The sequence below is a fragment of the Streptomyces sp. NPDC059668 genome (assembly GCF_042734135.1).
Taxonomy (GTDB): Bacteria; Actinomycetota; Actinomycetes; order Streptomycetales; family Streptomycetaceae; genus Streptomyces.
The window spans coordinates 80,214-101,922 of the sequence record NZ_JBHWEL010000002.1; the positions used below are offsets into that span (position 1 = coordinate 80,214).

Sequence of the window (21,709 nt, forward strand, 5' to 3'; positions counted from 1 at the left end):
GCCCCCCCCCCACCCGCCGCGGCGGCGCGTCCCGCCCCCCCCCCGCGGCGGGATCCGTCCCACCGGACCGGCCCCGGCGGAGGCCGTCGGCGGCCTCCCTCCCGCGGGCGGCGCCGCCCCCTCCGCCCCCCGTCCCTTTCGGGAGAGGCGACCGTTTGCTACGTTTACGCTAATTCAAATGACATATTGCACTAGTGCAATATCGACACCCTGTCGTTCACCAGGGACGGCGCGGCCCACCCGCCCCGTCCACGAAAGGCCGACCGTGTACGTTCCGCGACATTTCGCCCCCACCGACGAGGACGTCCGGCAGCTGCTGCAACGCCACGGCGCCGCCGACCTGATCACCGTGACCGAGGACGGCCTCCAGGCCACCCTGCTGCCCTTCGTCCTCGACCCCGAGGCCGGTGCGCACGGCTCCCTGATCGGGCACATGGCCCGCAACAACGACCAGTGGAAGGTGCCCCCGGGCAGCCGGGCCATGGTCATCGTGCGCGGCCCGGACGCCTACGTCACCCCCACCTGGTACCCCTCCAAGGCCGATCACCACCGGCAGGTGCCGACCTGGAACTACATCACCGCGCACGTCCACGGGAACCTGCTCGTCCACGACGACCCCGCGTGGGTCGAGGACCAGGTACGGCGGCTGACCGACAAGCACGAGGCCACCGCCGCCGACCCCTGGTCCGTCGACGACGCCCCGGCCTCCTACATCCAGGGCCAGTTGCGAGCGATCGTCGGTGTCGAGCTCTCCATCACCCGCGTCGAAGCCAAGTTCAAACTCAGCCAGAACCGCTCCGGGACCGACATCAGCGGCGTCGTCCAGGGTCTCCGGGCCCGCGGCCAGGGCGACGACGACGCCGTGGCCGATGCCGTCCAGGCCCACCGCCCCGACCCGGAGCCGCGAGCCCCCGTACCACCGCCCGTCGTCCCGTCTTCCGGTAACTGCCGCTTCGAGTAGGCAAGTTGGGGACCATTGCCGCGTCCCGACCTCGTTGGTGAGGCGCTGACCGCACCGCTGGGGCGGCACCACCGCGCCGGGTGAGGCGGGGGTGCCGTCTCCCTCTACTATGTCGGTGTCCGGTCCAGACGCGGCGTCGAGGGACTGGTACTCGCACCCCACTGGGCAACGGAGTTGGAGCCCGGCCGAGCCGGCCTCACGGCGGATCAGGTGACTGTGGGTTCCACTTCAGGAGGACAGGTCCAGTGCATTCGCTCGATGGCTCCGATCCGTCGCACATAGGCCGCTACCGCCTGGTCGGCCGACTCGGGGAGGGCGGCATGGGGAGGGTGTACCTCGCGCGTTCGCCGGGTGGCCGTCCGGTCGCCGTCAAAGTGATCAACGACCACCTCCGCCACGACGAACACGCCCTCAGCCGGTTCCGGCGCGAGGTGGAGACCCTGGGCACGGTCCGCAGCGCGTACACGGCGTCACTCATCGACGCGGAACTGGACGCACCCCCGTACTGGCTGGCCACCGAGTACGTGCCGGGGCCCACGCTCCACACCGCCGTCACGACCCACGGACCGCTCCCCGCCGACCTGGCCCGGATCATGCTCGCCGCCCTGGCCGAGGGCCTGGACGCCATCCACGTCCGCGGGGTGTGGCATCGGGACCTCAAGCCGCACAACGTCATTCTCTCCGCGACCGGCCCTCAGCTGATCGACTTCGGCATCGCCCGGAACAGCGGTCCGTCCGACCTGACCCAGGTCGGCAGCGCGATGGGCAGTCCCGGGTACATCGCGCCGGAGACCATCACGGGCAGCGAGACGGGCCCGGGGGCGGACGTGTTCGCGCTGGGCGCCACGCTGGCGTTCGCCGTCACCGGCCGACCGCCTTACGGGGACGGGTCGTTCGCAGCCGTGTCCTACCGTTCGGTGCACGGCGAGATCGACCTGCGGGGTGTGGAACCCGGCGTCGCCGAGCTCATCTCGGCCTGCGTGCACAGCGATCCGGCCCGGCGTCCCGGCCTCCAGCGGATCGTGGAACTCTGCCAGGCCGAGACCGATCTGGTCCAGCATCCCGCCTATCAGCGGGCACTGGCCGTGGGCCTCCCGACCGACCGGGAACGGGTCGAGACCGTCGCCGCGCAGGGAAGCGGCTCGCGCGGCGGTGCGCCGGCCGGCCTCTCGGACGCCACGGCACCGCTCGCCCCGCCCGCGACGGCCACCGCGGTCGACACCCGGGAGACCGACGCGCTCACCCTCCTCGCGCCGGACGCGGGTCGCGGCCCCCTCGCCCGCCCGCACACGGCGGACACCTATGACGCCTACCCGGGCACCACCTACCCGGGCACCGTCCCTCAGGGCGTCGCCCACCCGGGAACCGGCCTCGCACCGCGCCCGGACGGCGAGGGGCCCCGGGACGGTCGCCGCAAGAGGGCGGCCGCCATCGGCGCGGGCGCGCTGGTCGCCGTCGCCGCCTCCGCGCTGCTCCTGTTCCACGCCTTCGACGACGAAGGCTCCCGCTCCTCGCGTGCCACCCCGTCCGCCAGTGCCGACCGTCCCGCCGACCGCTCGGCCGGCCCCTCCGCGAGCGGGGCGAAGGCGTCCCCCTCCGCCGCGGGCGCGGGAGCGGACGCGACCGCCGGCTCGGACAAGGGCACAGGGACAGGGACAGGGACGGGCGACGACGGGGCCGCGGCCGGGAGCAACCTGCCCGACGCCCTGGTGGTGAAGTCCCCCTTCACGTTCGAGGTCGGGAAGGTGCTGCGGACCGTGCGCTCGAAGCTGATCATGCAGACGGACGGCAACCTGGTCCTCTACGACGAGTCCGGAAAGGCGCGTTGGGCGAGCCGGACCCAAGGTCCGGGAAACACGGCCGTGTTCCAGCAGGACGGCAACCTCGTGGTCTACAGCGCCCAGGCCAAGCCGGTGTGGGCCAGCAACACCCAGGGCGGCGCCGGGGCGACGCTCAAGGTGCTGGAGGACGGCAACATGGTCATCGCGATCGACGACCGGGTCGCCTGGCAGACCGGCACCGCCCACTGAGTGCCGGCGGATCGCGCTGAGAGGCATCACACCGCTGAGTGGCACGTGCCGAGGCCCCGCGATCGAGTGGGCCCGCGCCGGCACACCGGTGGCCGGAAGTCCTTCCCCGCGCAGGCGGCCGAGCAGCCCCGCTCTGCCCGGCCCCGCGGGTCGACCGGGCCGGTCGCGGCGCCCGGTACGAGGGCCCGCCTCGCCGGACCTTGTCCAGTAAGCGACAATTGCTGGGTCGGCCGGTCCGCGGAGGACCCGGAGACGGCGCTCGGGTTCGACCGGTCCGGAGCGTCGCGGTCACGCCGCGTGACACGGTGTCCACCGGTCCGGACGGCGTCGGGTGGCTGTCGTGGGAGGTCCGGGCGGAGGCCCGGGCGCGGCCTCCCGGACGGTGACGGGATCCCGTACGACGGAGGAGGTTTCGTCATGGACGTCACCGCGCTGGCGGCACTTCTGCAGGAGACGTCGGAGCACCACGGCTTCTACGAGGCGACCGCCCCTGAGCACGACTGGTGGGACTGGTACGCCGCGTACATGACCGCCCGTGAGCAGGGCCGGGCCCCCGACGAGGCGGCCGCCGACGCCGCGCTCCACATGGACGCGCTGCGGCGGTAGACCTGCCATGACGCGGCAGTTCCTCCCTCGCTCCCCGACCGGGACGGTGTCCCCCGGCCGAAGGCACCGTGGCGCTCGCCCTGCGCGATGTTCCCGCCCGGTCCACGGCCGCCGTCCGCGCCGCCGCCCCGGCGCGCCTCTCCGGCGCACGCCTCGCCGATCCGGACGCCCAAGTCACCGGTGGCACGAGGGCGTTCGACCCGACGGGCGGGACGGGCTCGAACCGGCGGAAGCGGAGGTGCTGTCGCATGTCCAGTGGTGACGTGCTCGTGCTCATCGACGGGGACGGCCGGATCGTCGAGTGGCGACGCCAGGCCGAGCTGCTGTTCGGGTGGTCCGCCGAGGAGGCCGTCGGGAAGGCGGTGACCGAGCTCGTGCGCGAGGCCGCCACCGGCGGGGGAGGACGGCGGGAGGGCTTCGCGGCCATGACCCCGGTACTGGTCAAGCCGGTGCTGCTGGGCACGTCCGTGATGTGGCAGGTCCTCGCGGCGCAGGACGTGGTGTCGGGGCAGGACGCGGCGATCCTGGAGGCCGTGTTCGCCCACTCCCCGGCCCGGCTGCACGTCCTCGACCATCAGCTGCGGGTGGCCCCCCTGCCCGGCACCACCGGCGGTCCGGCCGGCACGCCGCCGGAGGACCTGGCCGGCAGGCACTTCACCCGGGCCTACGAGCTGGAGGACCCCGAGAAAGAGGCCGCGGTGGCACAGCAGGTCCTGGACGGCGGTGAGCCGGTGGTCAGCCGGCTCGTACGGGCCGTCGTCGACGCACCGGGCGGGCTCGGACCACGTATCTACTCCGTCTCCTACGTCCGTCTGGAGAACTCCGACGGCGATGTGCTCGGACTGGTGGCATCCGCGCTCGACGTCACCGAGCGGGAGAACGCGCACCAACGCCTCGCACTGCTGGAGGCCGTGCGCACCCATGTGGGACAGGGGCTGAACGTGGGCGCGGTGTGCGAGGAACTGGTGGAGGCGGTCGTGCCCGCGTTCGCGGGCATCACCGTGGTCGAGGTGATCGAGGACGTCGTCCACGGGGAGGAACCTCCGCGGATGCCCGTACAGGAGGACATCATGCTGCGCCGGGCCGCCTTCCGCGGTCCGGTCTCGGCCTACCCGGTCGGAGACGTCCGCCCCCTGCCCCGGGGCACCCCGTTCGCGCGCGTGCTGTCCGACCTCCGGCCACGCCTCGTCCCCCTCGGGGAGGACACCGTCTGGCTCACCGCCGACCCGCCCCGTGCGGACGCCATCGAGCGGTCCGGCGCCCACTCGCTGATCGTGGCGCCGCTGGCGGTGCGCGACCAGGTGCTCGGCGTGGTCAGCTTCTACCGCCACCGGCAGGAGGACCCCTTCGAGGAGGAGGACGTCGCGGTGGCCTCGGCCATGTGCGCGCACGCCGCGCTCTGTGTCGAGACCGCCCGTCGGTACATGCGCGAGTGGATCATCGCCGCCACCGTCCAGCGCAGACTTCTCCCCCAGCACTCGGCCACGCCGACCACCATGGAGATCTGCCAGGTGCTCGTTCCCGACCCGGACGGCGGCGGGGCCTGGTCCGACACGATCGCGCTGCCCGGCGCGCGGACCGCGCTGATCGTCGGTGAGGTGGCGAAACAGGGCATCGCCGCGGCCGTCACGGTGGGCATCCTGCGCACGGCCGTCCACACACTCGCCGCCCTGGACCTGGAGCCCGACGAGCTGCTGGCACGCCTGAGCGACACCGCGGGGCGTCTCGCCCGGGCCTGCGCCGCGCTGCCGCCCGGGGATCCCATGTGCCGCGAGTCGCTCACCGCCGGCTGCGTCGTCGCGATCTACGACCCGATCGAGCTCACCTGCACCCTCGCCCGCGCCGGTCTCCCGCAGCCCGTCGCCGTCCGCCCCGACGGCACCTCCACCGAACTGCCCGTCCCCCCTGGCCCCCTCCTCGCCGAGACGAGCAGCGCTCCCTTCCCCGCGACCACCGTCGACCTCCCCGAAGGCAGCACGCTGGCCATGGGTACGACCACGGCGGCGGGCCGGGTCCTGGCCCCCTCCGGTCCACTGCGCCCGCTCCTCGACTCCGCCGGTACCGGACCGCTGCCGGAACTCCGCGGTGACCTCGCGGACGCGCTCGCGGACGACCGGCCCACCGGTGACACGCTGATCCTGCTCGCTCGTACGCGTGCGCTGCCCGCGGACCGGGTGCTGACCGTCCCCCTGCCGGCCGACGCCGAGGCGGCGCCCATCGCCCGTCGCGCGGCGCGCCGCCGGCTGGAGGCGTGGGGGGTGAACGAGGAGACGGCGTTCACCACCGAACTCATCGTCAGTGAGCTCGTCGGCAACGCGATCCGTCACGGCGCCCCGCCCCTGCGGCTACGGCTGATCCTCGACCGCATGCTGACCTGCGAGGTCAGCGACGGCGCGACCAGTGCCCCGCACGTCAGACACGCCCGCACGGTCGACGAGACGGGCCGTGGGCTGTTCATCGTCGCCAGCCTCGCCGACCAGTGGGGCGCCCGCCATCACCAGCACGGCAAGACCGTCTGGGCGGAGCAACCCCTCCCGGACCCGAGGTCGGCGGGATGACCCCGATCACCCCCGGCAGCCCGAGATGCCCGCGTGCACAGGAGGCGGGGCGGCGCGGACCGCGCCCACGTCGCGGGCCCCCTCGCCACCGGACCGGACGGTCCACCGACGGAAGGTGAACGGACGTGCGCCATTACGATCTCGTGGTTCTGGGAGCGGGCAGCGGCAACATGCTGCCCGACGAGCAACTCGCGCATCTCCGCACCGCCATGGTCGAACCCGACCGCTTCGGCGGCACGTGTCTCAACCGCGGCTGCATCCCGAGCAAGATGTTCGTCGTCGCCGCCGACGCGGTCGAGAACGCGCGGGCGGCGGCCCGTCTCGGTGTCGACGCGACCGTCGAGCACGTCGACTGGAAGGCCATCCGGGACCGGGTGTTCCACCGCATCGATCCGTTGCCCGAGAGCGCGCTGAACTACCGCAGGGAGAACGGCGTCGACGTGTACACCGAGGAGGGACGGTTCGTCGCGCCGAAGGTGCTGCGGGTGGGATCCGAGCGGATCACCGCCGACACGTTCGTCGTCGCGGTCGGGTCACGCCCCGTGGTGCCGGACATCCCCGGCCTCGACACCGTGCCGTACCACACCTCGGACACCATCATGCGGGTCGACGAGGTGCCCGCGTCCATGGTCGTCGTCGGCGGCGGTTTCATCGCGGCCGAGTTCGGCCATGTCTTCGGCGCGTTCGGCTCCGACATCACGATCGTGCAGCGGGGGCCGCGCCTGCTGATGGCGGAGGACGAGCAGGTGTCGGCGCGCTTCACCGAGCTGGCGTCGCGGCGCCATCGCGTACTCCTCGACGCCGCCGTCGCCTCCGTCGAAGGGCGTGCCGACGGCGTCGCGGTCACCGTGTCCTGTCCGGACGGCGACCAGGTGGTCCGGGCCGCGGCCCTGCTGGTGTGCGTGGGCCGCCGGCCCAACACCGACCGGCTGGACGCCGCCGCCGGCGGTCTGGAGCTCGACCGGCACGGCCACATCGTGACCGACGGCGCCTGCCGCACGTCGGTACCGGGCGTATGGGCCCTCGGCGACACGACCAACCACTTCCAGCTCAAGCACATGGCGAACGCCGAAGTCCGGCTCGTGCGGCACAACCTGCTCCACCCCGAGGACGTACGGCCCCTGTCGCACAAGGTCGCGCCGCACGCGGTCTTCACCAGCCCGCAGATCGCGAGCGTCGGGCTGACCGAGCAGGACGCGCGCCGTCGCGGCATCCCCCACCTCGTGAGCGTCCGCGACTACGGGGACGCCGCGTACGGATGGGCGTTGGAGGACACCACCAGTTTCGTGAAGATCCTGGCCGATCCCGTCGAACGGACGATCCTCGGCGCGCACATCATCGGCCCACAGGCCGCGACACTCGTCCAGCAGTTGATCCAGGCCATGGAGCTGGGTCTGACGGTGGACCGGATCGCCCGGGACGTGCTCTACATCCACCCGGCACTGACCGAAGTGGTCGAACAGGCCCTGCTGGCCCTGTAGTCCGTACCCGCGCATACGGTGGCTGCGTGCTCCACCGGAACCGTTTCCCTCGGCATCCGCCGACGGCGGTGCGCGCACCATGTGAGCTGGAGATTTCATGAGTGACAAGATCGCCCTGTCGACCTGGCCCACACCGCTGGAGCGGGTGCCGCGTCTGGCGGCGGAGCTGGGGCTGGGCGCGGACGACCTCTGGATCAAGCGGGACGACCTGATCGGGCTGGGGGGCGGCGGGAACAAGGTCCGTAAACTGGAGTGGACCGTCGGCGCAGCTCTCGCGACCGGCGCGGACACGCTGGTCACCACCGGTGCCGCGCAGAGCAATCACGCCCGTCTCACCGCGGCCGCCGGCGCCCGCCTGGGGCTCGACGTCGTGCTCGTCTTCCCCGGCACCCCCGACAGTGCCGTGAACGGCTCCGGCAACCTCGTGCTCGACGGCCTCTTCGGGGCCAGGGTCTTCTGGGCCGGCGACAGCGACCCGAGCGCGATGGCCGACGTCGCCGACGAGGTCTGCCGCCGGCTGCGCCGCGACGGGGCACGCCCCTTCCCCATCCCCTTCGGCGGTTCAAGTCCCCTCGGGGCACGGGGATATGTGGACGGCGGTGAGGAGCTGCTCTCCCAACTGCCGGACGTGGAGCACGTGGTGGTCGCCCTGGGTTCCGGCGGCACCATGGCGGGACTGATCGGCGCACTCGGCGAGCGGCGTGTCCTCGGCGTCCACTGCGGGGCGGTGGCGGAGCCCGCCGTCACGGTCGCGGACCTCACGGGCGCCCTGACCGGGCGCGACATCGCCCCCGAGTCCCTGCGGATCCGCACCGACCAGGTGGGGACTGGGTACGGGGTGCTGCACGAACCGGTCCTGGAGGCGATGCGGACCGCCGCGCTCACCGAGGGCCTCGTCCTGGACCCGGTCTACAGCGGGCGCGCCATGGCCGGTCTGGTCGCCGCGGTCCGGGACGGCGACATCCGCCCGGGCCAGCGCACCGTCCTGCTGCACACCGGCGGGCTGCCGGGCCTGTTCGGGCACACGGAGACCGTGCACCGCGCCGTCGGCGGTCTGCGCGCCTACGAGTCCGAGCGGACGCCGCCCCGTACGCAGGCCTGAACCGCGGCGGGGCGTCGCGCGTCGTCGGCCGCGAGCCCCGTCCGTGGGGCGAAGGCATCGCGGAAGGGCCCGTGGTCCCCGCGGACACACCGGTTCGCACAGTGACGACTCTCTCTGAACGGAGGTTGCACGTTGACGTCTAAGACGACCGGTCATATTGTCGTCTTAGCGCCTCCGCGGATCGCCCGCGGCACCGGCTCCGCCGCCCGCGACCGCGAGGACAGGCAGGCCGGAGGGAGTCCCCACGCGGGACCGGACGGGGCGCCGAACATCCCCCAGGAGAAACGTGTCCACGTACCAGGCATTCGAAGTCACCGGATCTCGGCAGTTCGCACGGACCACCCGTGAGCTCGTCCCGCCCCGCCCGGGCCACGTCCGGATCAGGGTGGAGAGCTGCGGGGTGTGCCACTCCGACGTGCTCGCCGTCGAAGGACTCAGGGCCGATCCCTCCCGGCCCGTCGTGCCGGGTCACGAGGTCGTCGGGACCATCGACGCCGTGGGCGAAGGGGTGCGGGCGTGGCAGGTCGGCGAGCGGGTGGGCGTCGGGTTCCTGGCCGGCCACTGCGGTGAGTGCGACCCGTGCCGGCGCGGCGACTTCGTCAACTGTGCCGTCCAGGAGCAGACGGGGACGACCGTCGACGGCGGGTACGCCGAGGTCATGTACGCCAGGTCCAACGCGCTGGCCCGGATCCCGGAGGGCATCTCGCCGGCCGAGGCGGCCCCCCTGCTGTGCGCGGGCCTGACCAGCCTCAGCGCCCTGCGGCAGCTGGACAACCGGCCCGGGTCGCTGGTGGCCGTGCAGGGCATCGGAGGTCTCGGACACCTCGCGGTGCAGTACGCGGCCAAGCTCGGCCACCGGGTCGTGGCGATCGCCCGCGGGACGGAGAAGGCGTCGCTGGCGGCCTCGCTCGGCGCGGACGAGTACATCGACAGCGCCGCCGAACACCCGGGAGAGGCGCTGGCACGGCTGGGCGGCGCCGACGGCATCGTGGCGACGGCGGCCAGCGGCGGTTCGATGACTCCCCTTCTCACCGGGCTCGCCCCACGCGGCCGGATGATCGTGGTGGGGGTCGGCACCGACCCGATATCGGTCTCCACGCCGGACCTCGTGCTCGCCACCCGGACCATCACCGGCAGCCTGACGGGATCCCCGATCGAGAACGAGGACAACCTTGCCTTCAGCGTGCGGCACGGGGTTCTTCCGCTGATCGAGCGGATGCCGCTGGCCGAGGCCCCGGAGGCCTACGCGCGCATGATGTCCGGCGAGGCGCGGTTCCGCATCGTGCTCGACGCCGCACAGGCCTGACGGGGCCCGACCGGGCCTGACGAGGCGCGTGCCCTACCGGGCCCGACCGGACCTGAGCGCGTGCCCGACCGGGCCTGACGAGACGCGTACCCTCCCGGGCCTGACGGGCCTGACGAAGTGCGTGCCCGACCGGGACTGACGGGCCTGAGCGCTTGCCCGACCGGGCCCGACGAGGCCTGAGCGCGTGCCCGCCTCGCATGCGCGGGCCGCGCCCCGCACGGGTTGCGATCGGGCAATCCCGGCCCAACGGTGGACCTGGAGAGCGCTCGGCCTGAGCCGACAGCAGTGAACTCCCAAGGACAGGAGCAAGCCGTCATGGACATGAAACTCGAGGTCGTGGTGGTGCCGGTCGCCGATGTCGACCGGGCCAAGGCCTTCTACGAGCGGCTCGGATGGCGGCTCGACGCCGACGTCACCGACGGGGAGGACTTCCGGGTGGTGCAGTTCACCCCGCCCGGCTCACCCTGTTCGATCATCTTCGGCAGCCGGATCAGCGCGGCCTCACCCGGCTCGTCGGAGGGCCTGCACCTCGTCGTCACCGACATCGAGGCGGCCCGCGCCGAGCTCGCCGGCCGGGGCGTCGAGGTGAGCGAGGTGTTCCACGACGCGGGCGGAGTGTTCCACCGCGCCGGAACCGAGGGCCGGGTCGCCGGCCCGGACCCGGAACGCCGGAGCTACTCCTCGTTCCTGTCGTTCAGCGATCCGGACGGCAACGGGTGGGTGCTCCAGGAGATCACGACACGGCTCCCGGGCCGGTGACCGGATTCCCGGCGGCCTCGGACCGGGCCGCCGGGAACCCACGGCACCTGCGGATCGGGGCCCCGCACGGATCTCCGTACGGGGCATGGAGCATGAAGTCATGCGCTCACCCCTGAACCTGTCCTTCCTGATCCCGTGAACCTGTCCCTCCTGAACACGTGAACCTGTCCCTCCGGAACCCCTGCCCCTTTGGCCCTCCGACCCTTTGAACCTTCCGGTCCGGCGCGACGTATCAGTGACCACGGGCGGCTGCACGCTGCCCGAAATCACGAGGCGGAACGCCGAACCGGTACGGGCGGGGAACCCGAGGAGAGGGCCGAACGATTTCATCGACATCGAGCCGAGCAGTCAGCAGTGATCTCGACCTCCTCACCCCCGGGAAAGACCTGTCCTCCCCCGAAGGAGAAGGGGAGGGGACAGGGGCGTCGTCCGTCAGCACCCACGTGCCGGGCCTCGACGGGCTCCGTGGACTGGCCGCCCTGTACGTCGTCCTCTTCCACTGCTGGCTGTTGACCTTCCCAGGGTTTCCCGAGAACTCGGGCCCCTCCTGGCTCGGCTGGCTGATGTACGGGCGTCTCGCCGTCGTCCTCTTCCTGGTGCTGTCCGGTTTCTCTCTGGCCATCTCGGCAGCGCGCAGAGGCTGGCGGTCGGGAAGCCTCACCGGATTCCTGCGCCGGCGCGCCTGGCGCATCCTGCCTCCCTACTGGGCGGCACTGGCGTTCAGTCTGCTCATCGCCTGGTCGGTGGTGCCCGCGTCACATTTCGGACCGCCGACCGGTACGTCGATTCTGGTGTACGGACTGGTGATCCAGGACCTGTACACGGCCCCGACGCCCAATGGGGCGTTCTGGTCGATCGGCGTGGAGGCGGAGCTGTATCTCTTCTTTCCGCTCCTCCTGCTGATCCGGAGACGGCTGGGGGCGGTGGTCCTGGTCGCGGGCGTGACCCTCCTGGTCGCCGCGCGCGGCCTGTCGGCGAGCGACGCGTCGCCGGTGGAAGGGCTGAACGGGCTGACCCCGAATCTCGCCCCCGTGTTCGTCGCCGGTCTGGTCGGCGCGGGAGTGGTCGTCGCGTCGGAGAGGGTACGGCGCCTGCCCTGGCACTGGCTGGCCGCCCTGGCCGCTCTGCCGGTCCTGTCCCTCGTCATCGCCAAGGGGTCGGTCTGGACCGTGGGCCACTATTTCTGGGTGGACCTCGCGGTGGTCCCCGCGATGACGCTGCTTCTCGTGGCCGTGGCCACGGGGAAGCCCGTCCCCCTCACGAGGTTCCTCGCCACACGCCCCGTGCGCAGCCTCGGTGACTTCTCGTACAGCCTGTACCTCGTACATCTGCCGATCATCATGGTCGTCGTCCGCAAGGTCGCCCCGCACTTCGTGTCGCCGGGGCTGCCCACGTTCTGGTTCGCACTCGTGCTGGGGCTGCCCGCCTCGGTACTGGGGGCGTGGCTCTTCTCGCAGGTCTTCGAGATGCCCTTCAAGCGGAACCGGTCCTGGAAGTCCCTGCTCGCGGACGGACGTTCACGCTGGGACGGAATGCGTCCCGGCCTCCGTCGGCCGCTTCACCCGGGGCACCCCGAGAACGACTGACCCGTGGCGGGCGCGCGGGCGGGCCGGGCACGCGCCGGACCTATGAAGCCGGGCTGGTGTGCCGCCCGGCGGCCGGCTCGTCGGTCATGTGGTGGGGGAAGCCGATCCGGAGGACGACCGCGGCGAGAGCGGCGACGAGGACGACGGCCGAGGCCAGGATCAGGGCCTGGTGGTAGCCGTGGTGGAGCAGCGGTGTGACGGCCAGGGGCCCGATGATCTGACCGGCCGAGTACCCCGCGGTCAGCAGCGCCACCGAGCGGGGGAACCGCAGATGGACCCCGGTGGCCAGCGCGAGGGTACTGATGCCGAGGAACGTCGCCCCGAACAGGATCGCGGAGATCAGCGCCGCCGCCACTCCGCCGACCAGGGCGGGCAGCGCGATGCCGGCGGCCTGGATCACGAGCGCGGCGAACAGCAGGTCGGGGCGGGACCAGCGGTGCCCCAGCCAGGCCCACAGCGCCGAGGAGGGCACGGCCGCCAGACCGACCAGCACCCAAGCGCCACTGCCGATCCACCCCGGGGACGCCTGGTCGATCGCGGCGACCAGAAAGGTGCCGGCCACGATGTAGCCGACGCCCTCCAGGGTGTAGCCGACGAACAGCGCCGTGAACCGACGGTGGCTACGCGCGGAGGGCGTCGAAATCACGGTCCCGGCGTCCGTGACCTCGGCGTGCGGCGGTTCGACGCGCAGGTTCCACGACACGGCGGTGAAGACCGCGGCGAGGCCGGCGGAACCCCACCACGCGGCCTGCCAGTCGGCGACCGAGCGCAGGGCGAGGACCAGCAGACCGGACAGGGCGATCCCCGCGCCGACCCCGCCGAAGGCCCAGCCCGGCAGATGGGCGGGGTGGTCGTGCAGGTGACTGAGCAGGGAGCTGACGGCGCTGACGAAGATCAGGGCACTGGCCGCACCGGCCGCCAGCCTCAGCGCGATCCACCCGGGCGTGCTGTGTGTGAGGGGCATCGCCGCCAGCGTGCCGGTCAGCACAATCAGGGAGCCGCGCAGGACCTTGGTCGAACGGATCAGCGAGGGACGCAGGATGCCGACGAGCGCGCCCACCAGGTAGCCGACGTAGTTGGCGGTGGCGAGGTTCGCGCCGCCCCCGGCCGACAGACCCGCCTGGGCGTGCATCAGGGGGAGGATCGGCGTGTAGACGAAACGCCCGACGCCCATGCCGGCCGCCAGGGCAGCCGCCGCCCGGGCGACATGGACCCAGGGGGAGACGGGCAGGCCGTCCGACCGGCCCGGGGAGCGTCGCAGGATGGTTGCGCTCATGCGGAAGTCCTTGGGGGTGAGGACGCGGTCCTGGTGAGGTGGCACGTCGGTCACGTGAGGGCGTCGGGTCCGGTGGGGTCGTCGGGGTGGGACACCAGCGGGGTCACCCTGGCCGACATCCACGAGCGCAGCGGCAGTGTGCCGATCACCTTCTCGTGGAGCTCGTACTCGTCCTCGGCGAGCCACACACCGATGCTGCGCGGTTCGCCGAGCGGGCGCCACAGCCGGAACAGGTGCCCCGCGGCGGCCAGTTCGGCCGCCCGTACGGCTTCCTCGGCGCGACGCCGGTCCACCTCGGCGGGGTCGGTTCCCTCGGGGACGGTGGTGGTCAGCTCGACCAGGAACTCTCGCATGATGCCTTCTCCGTCGGGTGCGTGGCGCCCGGAGCCGGCCGGGGCGCGGGAGCCGGGTCGGGTCATCGGGTCAGGTCGGGCAGGTGCCCGCACCGGTGGCGTGCTGTCGGGTGTCCATGTGCTCATGGTGCGGCCGCGGCCGGCGCGGACGCCACGACCGGCTTCCTCCCCGGTGGTAGGCGCGGCCTCCCAACGGCGGTGCGGGCGAGGCTCGTCGATGACCGTAGGGACGTACCGCGGGGACGGGGCCACCGCCGCTCCGGCCGGCCCCTGCGAGGCCGCGCCTACCAGGAGGAAGGAAGCCGGTCCTGGCGTCGGCCCCGTCGACGGCCGCACCGTGGAGACATGGAGGACCGTGCCACACTCCCGTGCCGCACTCCCCTGCCGCGCGCGCGGAGCGTCGGCGCCGGGGCCGGCCACGACGCGCGGCGACCGCGACTCGCCGGCCGATCACGACTGACCGTCCGTCACGAAACGCCGCGCCGGTGTCAGCGTGTGACCACCGGCATCGACGTGACCGTCGGCGTCGGCGTCAGGGGCAGGAACTCCTCCGCCGCTCTCCCCCCGGCCATCCCCCACCGACGGCCGATCAGGCCGTCGGGCCGCCTCGACCCCAGCGTTTGGAACGTCTCGTGAACGACTCCCTCCCCCGCACTCCCGTCGACTTCTGGTTCGACCCCGTGTGCCCGTGGACCTGGCTGACCTCCCGCTGGCTGCTGGAGGTCGGCGAGGTCCGGCCCGTCACCGTCAACTGGCACGTCATGAGCCTGGCCGTCCTCAACGAAGGCCGCCTCGACGGACTGCCCGAGCACCACCGCGTCCTGATGGGCCAGGCATGGGCACCGGTACGCGTCCTGATCGCCGCCGCCCGGGCCCACGGCCCCGCCGTGCTGGAACCCCTCTACACCGCGCTCGGAACCCGGTTCCATCCGCGGGGTGAACCGAGGACACGCCCGACCATCGAGGCCGCGCTGCGCGACGTCGGACTGCCCACGAGCCTCGCCGACGCGGGTGAGACCGACGCCTTCGACCCGGAGCTGCGCGCGTCACACCGCGAGGGCATCGGCCTCGTCGGGTCCGACGTGGGCAGCCCCGTCATCGCGGTCCCCGGACCCGGCACCGCCAAGGTCGCGTTCTTCGGCCCCGTCGTCACCCCGGCTCCTCGCGGCGAGGAAGCCGCACGGCTGTGGGACGCCACCCTGACCGTCGCCTCCACCCCCGGCTTCTACGAGATCAAGCGGACCAGGACGGTCGGCCCCCTGTTCGACTAGACCACCGCCTCATGAGCCTGGCCAACCGCCTCGCGAGCCGCGCGGGTCAGCGCAGAACGGTTTCGAACGCCACGCGGAAGAAGGTGTCGAAAGCGGCGGAGGACTTGGTGGCGCGGGCCTCGATCAGGGTTCCCTCCCAGGCGTTGAGAAGGAAGCGAGCCGTGGTGTCCGGGTCGAGGTCCGCCCGTACGGCGCCGTCGCGGCGGGCCTCGGTCAGGGCCGCCGCGATCGCGTCGTTCCACGTCCGCAGGCTGTCCGCCACGGCCAGCCGGATCTCCTCGCTGTGGTCGATCACGTCCGTGGCGAAGTTGCCGAACATGCAGCCCCGGGTGAAGTCCCGGTCGACGACCTCGTCCCGCAGGAACTCGAAGTGCCGGCGAATCCTCTCCAGCGGGGGCGACGCGGTGTCGGCGAGCATGCCCATGCGACGCTCGGAGCCGTAGAGCCGCAGGGCCTCGATGGCACACTCCTCCTTGCTGGAGAAGTGGTTGTAGAACGACCCCTTCGGTGCCCCGGCGGCGTCGGCGATCTCCTTGATGCCGGTGCCGTGGAAGCCCCGCGCGTGGAACGTCTCCACCGCGGACGCCAGCAGGTCTTCACGCTTGGACGGCTTGGGCACGACGCCACCTCATCTGGTCCTGCGGGCTCGCCGGAGACGTCCACGCACGCAATATGACCGGACACTTTACCTGGAGAATACACCTCGGCGCGCCTCCGACCCCCGCCGCCGGGGCCGCCGCACCCGGGGCACCGGGGCCGCGGCACCCCCGGGCGCAGCGGCAGCCCCACCCCGTCACGCCGCGCCCCCGGAGCCCCTCCCGTCCGTACCCGCGCCGCGCCCGCACGCGCAGCCCCCGAGCGTCCGGCACCCGACCGGCCGGTGACGCTGACACGGCCACGACCGGCGTGACAGGGTCGGCGGTGCACAGTCCGAGGTGAAGGGGAGTTCGTGGAGACCCAGATGTGGAACGCGCTGGCCGACTCGATGAAGGGGGCCTACGCGGCGGGGCTGGCCGAGGGCGCGGTGCCCCGGCCGGTCATCATGCCCCTGGTGCGGGGGCGGCTGGTCGGGCTGATCTGGGTCCGTCCTACCCGGCCCGGCGAGGACGCTCTCACCGGTATCGCGCAGTTGTCGAACATCGCGGCGGCGGCGGGCGCGGACGAGGTCGTCCTCGCCTGGGAGACCCGTGACGTCGCCACCGCGTGCGAGCTGCCCCTCAGCGGTCCGGCCCCCTGCCTGAACATGGTCCACGCCACCCGGGACGGCCATGTGCTGCACCAGTTCCCGTACGAGGAACGCGTCCTGGCCCGCGCCCCCGAGGGCGTGGCCTCGATCGATCCCGACTGGCGGACCGCTCCCGCGCCACAGCCCGGCGGCGAGCTCGTCCCCCCGATCCGGGCCGCGGTCGACTTCTCCTTCGTCCCGATGGACATGGACCATCCCAACCCGTTCGGCGTCACCGTCGTCCTCATGGAGGAGGACGGTTACAAGGTGCGCCTGACCGAGGGGTGATCCGCGCCCCGGCACCCGACCGGTCCGGTCGCACACGGCCGGATCCGCGCCGTCACCGGCCCGGTGACCGCCCAGGAACCGGGGAACGGGGACGACGACCGGGGCCGGTCGTCACGACGGCTGCCCGGCGGGGGTGGGCTCCACCGGACGGTGCGAGGCGGCCGGGGTGACGCCGAGCGCGGCGGCCGCGCCCCGGCCGGCCATGCGGCAGCCGAGACAGCCGGAGTGGCCGTGCCGGGCGGAGAGGTCACGCACCCGCCAGTGCTGCTCCGCCACCGGTCGGGGCCCGGTGGCCTTCCCCCAGCCCGCCAGGTGGAGAAGCCAGGCGGCGAGTGCCGCCAGGACGACGACGGCACCGCCGAGCCACAGTCCGGCCGACCATCCGGCGGCGAGCGCCACCCCCATCACCGTGCAACCGGTGACGGCTATGGTGGTCCCGGCCCAGCCGGCGACCGTGTGGCCCAGATCATGGTCTCCGTGCATGCCCACTTCTACTCCTCGGGAAGGCGGGTCGGGTGAACGACTCGGCGGACACCCGACGCGAACTATCTTAGCTCGCGAGGTAAGTAACTTAGACACTAAGGGGATCTGTGGTGAAGGGCAAGCAGCGCCCGGCGGCTACGGCCGACCAGGCGCTCTACGCGATGGACCGGATGATCGCGACCGCGCAGTTCGGGCAGCAGGACATCGCACGGCGGCTCGGCCTCAACGTCACCGACCTCACCTGCCTGGGCTTCATCATCGAGGCCACCACCGCGGGCCGGACGCCGGCGGCGGGCGACCTGGCCGAGCAGGCCCGCCTGACCACCGGAGCGATGACCGGCGTCCTCAACCGGCTGGAGAAGGCCGGCTACATCCGCCGCCAGGCCGATCCTCAGGACCGGCGCCGGGTGCACGTGGTCATGGAGGAATCCGCCCAGGCGCGCATCCTCCAGGTCTACGGCCCCTTCTACGAGCGTCTCGGGGCCCTGTTCGCCGACTACACCCCGGACGAGGTCGCCGTGCTGGCGGACTGGCTCACCCGCGTCAAGGCCCTGCTCGGCGACTCCCTGGACGAGATCGGCCGGGAGCCGTCCCCGGAGTAGTCCCAGGAGTGGCCCCTCTTGCCCCCGCCCCCCGCCGCCCGCCGCCGCTGAGCGCCGGGCCGCGCCGACGCCGGAAACCCCCGCGGGCGCCGTGGCCGTGACGGAAGCGAACGGGTGTGCGGGCGTACAGGCTTCGGCGCGGTCAGACGTCCGCGACCGTCGCGGTGACCGGGGTGCCGATCTCGACCGTGCGGCTGACCGTGCAGAGCCGCTCGTGGGAGACCGCGACCGCCCTCGGAAGAATCGCCCGGGCACGGTCGCCGGGCGCGCCGTCGGGGAAACCGACGGTGAAGGTGACCGTGAGGCCGGTCATCCGGTTGCCCAACTCGTCACTGATCTTGTCGCCCGTCACGGTGACGGTGAACTCGGTGGGCTCCGCGTGGCGGGCGGTGGCGACGTCGACGTCGGCGGCGGTGCAGCCCCCGATCGCGGCGAGCAGCAACTCGACCGGGGTGAAGCCGCTGTCGTCCTCGGGGCCGAGACCGGTGCCGAAGCCGATCGTGCCGCCGCGGACGTTCGTCGCGGTGAAGTGGCCGGTACGGGTCCGCTCGATGCTGACGGAACGCAGGCTGTTGTCGGTCATGCCGTCGAGGTTAGTGTCACTCGGTCCTTCACCCGTGGTCCCCTCAGCCGTCGTCCCGGGGCACGTCGTAGGACGTCTCGGGGCGTGCCACGCACAGCGCCCAGATGATCAGCGCCGAGAAGGCCATCATCACGACCGACCAGACCGGGTAGTACGGCAGGGACAGGAAATTGGCGACGATGATGAGTCCGGCGATGACCACGCCGAGGACACGCGCCCAGAACGCCGCCTGGAACAGTCCGAGGCTGACGACCACGGCGACCGCTCCGAGGACGAGGTGGATCCAGCCCCAGCCGGTGAGGTCGAACCGGAAGACGTAGCTGGGGGTCGAGACGAAGACGTCGTCCTCGGCGATCGCCATGACGCCCCGGAAGAGGTCGAGCAGTCCGGCGATCATGAGCATCACGCCGGCGAAGACCGTCAGACCGCCGGCCCATTGCTGCCTTGTCGTACGGGTGTGTCCGTGCCCGGTGTGTGTCGCGGCCATCGTGCTCCCTCGTCTCCTGTCGCCGGGGCGTTCCGTTCCCTGCGGTGGACGTGCCGTCGGTGTCTCAGCGGTCCGACGTGCCGTGGCCGCTCGTGCCGTGGCCGCTCGTGCCGTGGCCGCTCAGGACCAGTTCCTTCGCCCTGCGGAACTCCTCGTCCGTGATGTCCCCGCGGGCGCGGATCTCGGACAGTTTGGCGAGTTCGTCGACGCTGCCGCCGGACTTGGATGCGCCGGCCGCGGTCTCCCGGATGTAGGAGTCGATGGCCTGCTGCTGCGCGTGCGCCTGCTTCATCTCCCGCGCCCCCATGTTCCGGCCGCGGGCGATCACGTAGACGAGGACGCCCAGGAAGGGCAGCACGATGACGAACACCAGCCAGCCGGCCTTGGCCCACCCGCCCAGCGTGTCGTCGCGGAAGATGTCCACGATGACCCGGAAGAGCAGGACGAACCACATGATCCACAGGAAGAACCAGAGCATGGTCCAGAAGATGCTCAGCAGCGGGTAGTCGTACGCGAGGTACATCGGCTCGCTCATGTCTCTCTCCCTCCCGGGCACGTGCCCGGCAAGTGTGGCCGCCCTCAGCATGCGCACGGTCCGGGCCGGGCGGCCTCACCCGAGGCGGGTGAGCGGGGACGCGCCGGGCGCGACCGCCGTCGGGCACCGGAGCGGCGAACCGGTGGCGCCCGGACCGGTGTGCGACGCCCGTGTTCACAACGGCGCGGCGATGCCGCCCTGGTGTGCGGCGGCCGCCCTGCGCAGTGCGGCGCGCCAGGCGAAGGCGACGCCGAGCTCGACCAGGCCGAGCAGGACGAGCCACAGGCCGAGCAGCCGGGTCAGGGCACGGGCCGAGTCGGTCGGCAGCGCCAGCACCACGACGCCCGCGACGATGCCGAGCGCGGCGGCGGTGAGGACGGCACCACGGTGCGGAAGGTCCCGGGTCGCGAGGGCCGTGTACGCGGTCAGCATGCCGGACACCAGCCAGACGGCCCCGACGATCAACGAGAGCGCGGCGATGGTCTGCATCGGGTTCCGCAGGCAGAGCACACCGGCCAGGACGAAGAGCAGGGCGAGCAGCAGCCCGGGGAGCCGTTCTCCCTGCTCGTGTCGGGCGAAGGCCGCGACGAAGCGGAAGGCCCCGATCACGAGCAGATAGAGACCGATGAGGACCGCCAGGACGTGCAGGCTCTCGTTCGGCCAGACCAGCACCAGGACGCCCGGCACCAGCGTCGCGACGGCCGAACCCAGGATCCAGGTCCACGAGCCGCCCAGTACCGCCAGCAGCTCCGTCGGGTCACCCGCCGGAGTGGGCGCCGGTCCGCCGGGCCGGTGTTCCGGTCCGGTCGGCGGCGCCGAACCACTCGGTACGGTCATGGCTCCTCCTCGCACGGTCGAGCGGGTCACCGCCGCACCGCCGACGGGCGGGCGCGCGGGACCCCACCGGGCCAGCGTGCCGCCCGCCGGTGCCCGCCGGGTCACCCGCGGCGGGTGATCCCTTCCGGCCGCCGTGGCGATGAGGTGGGGGCTGGACGAGCCGACCGCCCGGCTCCCGGCGAACGGACGAAAAGACACGCGATGAGCGATCCAGCGGATTCCGGGGCCGACCGAGTCCGGCCGCGAAGGGTCCCGTACCGGCGGGGCCGGCCGAGGCGCCGCACCCGGTGGAAGAAGGTCTGGGTGATTACCCGGGCCTTCCTGATCGCGGCCGGCCTCGTCACCGCCTACTACCTGCTGCCCCTGGACAGGTACGGCGCCCGCGGCACCTCGGTGATGCTGCTGTCCGGCCTGCTGGCGGTGATCGTGGTCTTCGTGTGGGAGGTGCGGACCATCATCCGCTCGCCCCACCCCCGCCTGAAGGCCGTCGAGGCACTGGCGGCCACGGTGGCGTTGTTCCTGGTGCTGTTCGCCAGCGCCTACTACCTGCTGGACCGCTCCGCCCCGGGCTCCTTCACCGAGCCGCTGTCCCGGACGGACGCCTTGTACTTCACGCTGACCACGTTCAGCACCGTCGGTTTCGGCGACATCGCCGCCCGCTCCGAGACGGGTCGGGTGATGACGATGCTCCAGATGGCCGGAGGGCTGCTCCTTGTCGGGTACGCCGCGCGCGTCCTGGCGAGCGCGGTCGAGACGGGGCTGCGGCGCAGGGGGCCCGTCGAGCCCGAGGCGGGGGCGGACCCCGGGAACGCGGCGTGCTCGGAGCACTCAGGGGACACCGGGGACACCAGAAACAGCGGGGACGCCGAGGTGGGCCCGGACCCGGAGACGGGGCCGTAGCCCGTAGGCCATCCACCGGGCGGCGGGCCGGAGACGGAGGCCGGGCCGGAAGACCGGGGCGCCCCGGCACCGGACCGGCGAGACCGAAGTGCCGGGCACCCGACCGGCGCGGAGGGCCACGGCCCGGCCCGTCGGCGGCGGTCACTCCGGCAGCTGGCGCATCTCCAGGACGCGCAGTCCCAGCGACTGGCAGCGCGCCAGCAGACCGTACAGATGGGCCTCGTCGAGGACGGGCCCGAACAGGACGGTCTGACCGGACATCACCACGTGCTCCATGTCCGGGAAGGCCTTGGCCAGCGTCTCCGACATGTGTCCGTCGACACGGATCTCGTAGCGCATCAGCTGCTCTCCCGCGGGCGGCCCGGGGCGGACGGACGACGCCCTACCCGTGATCCTCCGCCTCGGCGCGCCGCCCGCCCTCACCCCCGGCAGGTGACCCGCCGTACGTCCCGCCGCCCCCCGGCGCCGTCGCACCCGCAA

General features: G+C 72.6%; 22 protein-coding genes. 13 read left to right on the top strand and 9 right to left on the bottom strand.

The window, feature by feature from the left end:
* Window positions 1–265 precede the first annotated feature (265 nt).
* From ACFV2J_RS02790 to ACFV2J_RS02830, 9 genes are all read left to right on the top strand, one after another.
* Window positions 266–961 (top strand): FMN-binding negative transcriptional regulator, encoded by a 696-nt coding sequence (locus tag ACFV2J_RS02790; protein WP_385097528.1) that lies wholly within the window; start codon window positions 266–268, stop codon window positions 959–961.
* A gap of 245 nt (window positions 962–1,206) precedes the next feature.
* Window positions 1,207–2,991: a protein kinase gene (locus tag ACFV2J_RS02795; protein ID WP_385097530.1), complete on the top strand. Its 1,785-nt coding sequence runs from the start codon at window positions 1,207–1,209 to the stop codon at window positions 2,989–2,991.
* A gap of 417 nt (window positions 2,992–3,408) precedes the next feature.
* Window positions 3,409–3,597, top strand: coding sequence for a bleomycin resistance protein (locus ACFV2J_RS02800; RefSeq protein WP_385083753.1), 189 nt, complete (start codon window positions 3,409–3,411; stop codon window positions 3,595–3,597).
* A 248-nt stretch (window positions 3,598–3,845) separates the two neighbouring features.
* The gene (locus ACFV2J_RS02805; protein WP_385083752.1) at window positions 3,846–6,155 is read left to right on the top strand and encodes a SpoIIE family protein phosphatase; all 2,310 of its coding nucleotides are present in this window, start codon (window positions 3,846–3,848) and stop codon (window positions 6,153–6,155) included.
* Between the two features lie 125 nt (window positions 6,156–6,280).
* Window positions 6,281–7,636, top strand: coding sequence for a mycothione reductase (locus ACFV2J_RS02810; RefSeq protein ID WP_385083751.1), 1,356 nt, complete (start codon window positions 6,281–6,283; stop codon window positions 7,634–7,636).
* Window positions 7,637–7,733: 97 nt separating this feature from the next.
* A complete protein-coding gene (locus ACFV2J_RS02815) occupies window positions 7,734–8,738 on the top strand; it encodes a D-cysteine desulfhydrase family protein (RefSeq protein ID WP_385083750.1) in 1,005 nt (334 codons plus the stop codon).
* Window positions 8,739–9,024: 286 nt separating this feature from the next.
* Window positions 9,025–10,044, top strand: coding sequence for an alcohol dehydrogenase catalytic domain-containing protein (locus ACFV2J_RS02820; RefSeq protein ID WP_385083749.1), 1,020 nt, complete (start codon window positions 9,025–9,027; stop codon window positions 10,042–10,044).
* Between the two features lie 315 nt (window positions 10,045–10,359).
* Entirely contained in the window at window positions 10,360–10,803 is a 444-nt protein-coding gene (locus tag ACFV2J_RS02825; protein ID WP_385083748.1) for a VOC family protein, read from the top strand.
* Between the two features lie 443 nt (window positions 10,804–11,246).
* Window positions 11,247–12,389: an acyltransferase family protein gene (locus ACFV2J_RS02830; RefSeq protein ID WP_385083747.1), complete on the top strand. Its 1,143-nt coding sequence runs from the start codon at window positions 11,247–11,249 to the stop codon at window positions 12,387–12,389.
* A gap of 40 nt (window positions 12,390–12,429) precedes the next feature.
* Here ACFV2J_RS02830 and ACFV2J_RS02835 read toward each other — a convergent pair whose 3' ends face one another.
* Window positions 12,430–13,665 carry a YbfB/YjiJ family MFS transporter gene (locus ACFV2J_RS02835; RefSeq protein ID WP_385083746.1) on the bottom strand — a complete coding sequence of 412 codons (1,236 nt, stop codon included), beginning with the start codon at window positions 13,663–13,665 and terminating at the stop codon, window positions 12,430–12,432.
* A gap of 50 nt (window positions 13,666–13,715) precedes the next feature.
* Window positions 13,716–14,018 carry a muconolactone Delta-isomerase family protein gene (locus ACFV2J_RS02840; protein ID WP_385083745.1) on the bottom strand — a complete coding sequence of 101 codons (303 nt, stop codon included), beginning with the start codon at window positions 14,016–14,018 and terminating at the stop codon, window positions 13,716–13,718.
* A gap of 632 nt (window positions 14,019–14,650) precedes the next feature.
* Here ACFV2J_RS02840 and ACFV2J_RS02845 point away from each other — a divergent pair.
* The gene (locus ACFV2J_RS02845; protein WP_385083744.1) at window positions 14,651–15,289 is read left to right on the top strand and encodes a disulfide bond formation protein DsbA; all 639 of its coding nucleotides are present in this window, start codon (window positions 14,651–14,653) and stop codon (window positions 15,287–15,289) included.
* A 46-nt stretch (window positions 15,290–15,335) separates the two neighbouring features.
* Here the strand turns inward: ACFV2J_RS02845 and ACFV2J_RS02850 are convergent, their stop codons facing one another.
* The gene (locus ACFV2J_RS02850) at window positions 15,336–15,908 is read right to left on the bottom strand and encodes a TetR family transcriptional regulator C-terminal domain-containing protein (RefSeq protein ID WP_385083743.1); all 573 of its coding nucleotides are present in this window, start codon (window positions 15,906–15,908) and stop codon (window positions 15,336–15,338) included.
* Between the two features lie 330 nt (window positions 15,909–16,238).
* Here ACFV2J_RS02850 and ACFV2J_RS02855 point away from each other — a divergent pair, with 330 nt between their 5' ends.
* Window positions 16,239–16,802, top strand: coding sequence for a hypothetical protein (locus ACFV2J_RS02855; protein WP_385083742.1), 564 nt, complete (start codon window positions 16,239–16,241; stop codon window positions 16,800–16,802).
* 111 nt (window positions 16,803–16,913) lie between these two features.
* Here the strand turns inward: ACFV2J_RS02855 and ACFV2J_RS02860 are convergent, their stop codons facing one another.
* Window positions 16,914–17,291, bottom strand: coding sequence for an HGxxPAAW family protein (locus tag ACFV2J_RS02860; RefSeq protein WP_385083741.1), 378 nt, complete (start codon window positions 17,289–17,291; stop codon window positions 16,914–16,916).
* Between the two features lie 104 nt (window positions 17,292–17,395).
* Between ACFV2J_RS02860 and ACFV2J_RS02865 the strand changes: the two genes are divergently transcribed.
* Complete coding sequence (locus ACFV2J_RS02865) at window positions 17,396–17,887, top strand: MarR family transcriptional regulator (protein WP_385083740.1); 492 nt, start codon at window positions 17,396–17,398, stop codon at window positions 17,885–17,887.
* 142 nt (window positions 17,888–18,029) lie between these two features.
* On the opposite strand, the gene ACFV2J_RS02870 is transcribed toward ACFV2J_RS02865, so the two are convergent.
* From ACFV2J_RS02870 to ACFV2J_RS02885, 4 genes are all read right to left on the bottom strand, one after another.
* Window positions 18,030–18,470, bottom strand: coding sequence for an OsmC family protein (locus ACFV2J_RS02870; protein ID WP_385083739.1), 441 nt, complete (start codon window positions 18,468–18,470; stop codon window positions 18,030–18,032).
* Window positions 18,471–18,513: 43 nt separating this feature from the next.
* Entirely contained in the window at window positions 18,514–18,957 is a 444-nt protein-coding gene (locus ACFV2J_RS02875; protein ID WP_385083738.1) for a hypothetical protein, read from the bottom strand.
* A gap of 64 nt (window positions 18,958–19,021) precedes the next feature.
* Window positions 19,022–19,492 carry an SHOCT domain-containing protein gene (locus ACFV2J_RS02880; RefSeq protein ID WP_385083737.1) on the bottom strand — a complete coding sequence of 157 codons (471 nt, stop codon included), beginning with the start codon at window positions 19,490–19,492 and terminating at the stop codon, window positions 19,022–19,024.
* A gap of 174 nt (window positions 19,493–19,666) precedes the next feature.
* A complete protein-coding gene (locus ACFV2J_RS02885) occupies window positions 19,667–20,329 on the bottom strand; it encodes an HdeD family acid-resistance protein (RefSeq protein WP_385083736.1) in 663 nt (220 codons plus the stop codon).
* Between the two features lie 303 nt (window positions 20,330–20,632).
* Between ACFV2J_RS02885 and ACFV2J_RS02890 the strand changes: the two genes are divergently transcribed.
* Window positions 20,633–21,229 (top strand): potassium channel family protein, encoded by a 597-nt coding sequence (locus ACFV2J_RS02890; RefSeq protein ID WP_385083735.1) that lies wholly within the window; start codon window positions 20,633–20,635, stop codon window positions 21,227–21,229.
* Between the two features lie 141 nt (window positions 21,230–21,370).
* On the opposite strand, the gene ACFV2J_RS02895 is transcribed toward ACFV2J_RS02890, so the two are convergent.
* The gene (locus tag ACFV2J_RS02895; protein WP_385083734.1) at window positions 21,371–21,568 is read right to left on the bottom strand and encodes a hypothetical protein; all 198 of its coding nucleotides are present in this window, start codon (window positions 21,566–21,568) and stop codon (window positions 21,371–21,373) included.
* Between the last annotated feature and the right edge of the window lie 141 nt (window positions 21,569–21,709).